Source organism: Paenibacillus sp. FSL H7-0331 (assembly GCF_001956045.1).
Window position 1 is genome coordinate 1 of record NZ_MRTH01000141.1, and the last position, 1,158, is coordinate 1,158.

The window sequence follows — 1,158 nt, forward strand, 5'->3', positions numbered from 1 at the left end:
TTCAAGCTATATAGAACGCAACTAAGAAATTAACAAGTCGCCAAATGGGGTAATTATATAAAAAACCCCGAGGTGGCGATGAAGATGAATAGGAATACAGCAAAGATTCAACGCTTGGATAAAGCCATGAAAGAAACATCAGAAAAACGGTTGTACGAAAGATACTTGGCCGTCCGTCTTCGTCTGGAGGGTCACTCCTTCGCAGAGATCGCTCAGTTGCTTGGCCGCGTTCGCCAGACGATCAGCAGCTATTGGCAAAGCTATCAGGAACAAGGTATCGAAGGCTTGGAGATGGATCATTCTCCAGGGCAACCACCTAAACTGACCGAAGAACAACGGCAGCAACTGGCAGCTATGCTAGAGCAGGAACAACCTGCCGATGTTGGCTTTGAAGCCCGCTATACATGGACATTGCCCTTGGTAGCGGAATGGATTCAGCGTGAGTTCGGTCAGACGATTAGCGTACGCGGGATCAGTACGATGCTCAAACGGATGAACTTCAGCTTTACCAAAGCGACCTATACGCTAGCTAAAGCGGACGAGGAGGCGCAAGCTTATTTCCGAAAACACACGTTTGCCCGGCTCAAAAAGCAAGTGGAAGAGGAAAACATCGACCACCTGCTGTTCGAGGACGAATCGATGATACGTTCCTATCAGGCGTTGCAGTATAGTTGGTTTCCGCGCGGCAGACAGCGCAAAGTGCCCACGTATGGCAAGCATGAAGGCGCCAAGCTGTTTGGAGCGATCAATTATGAAACCGGGCAAGTGCACCATCGAGAAGAAGAAAAAGCGGATGTCGCAGCCTGGATTCGGTTCTTGGAAGATCTGCTTGCCTCGTATCCAAAGGGAAAGATCGCCATGGTCCTGGACAATAGCCGGATTCATCATGCAACTGACTTACAGCCTTTTTTAAAGAAGCATCCTCGCCTACAACTTGTCTTTTTACCGCCGTATAGCCCCAATTTGAATCCGGTGGAAGGACTATGGCTCTGGCTCAAGGCAGACGTCATCAACAATGTGTTTTTCGAAAAGTTTTATCGAATTAAGCTACATGTAGGTCAATTCATGCAGCGAATCAATAAGCTTCCATTGAAGACGATTGATCGACTGCTCGTTAGGTTATAATCTTAATTGCGTTTTATATAATCATTTTAATTA

The 1,158-nt window shown here is 46.9% G+C and carries 1 protein-coding gene; it reads left to right on the forward strand.

What is annotated here, in order from left to right; genetic code table 11:
- Positions 1–84: 84 nt before the first annotated feature.
- Complete coding sequence (locus BK127_RS42155; protein ID WP_076238581.1) at positions 85–1,125, forward strand: IS630 family transposase; 1,041 nt, start codon at positions 85–87, stop codon at positions 1,123–1,125.
- The last annotated feature ends 33 nt before the right edge of the window (positions 1,126–1,158 follow it).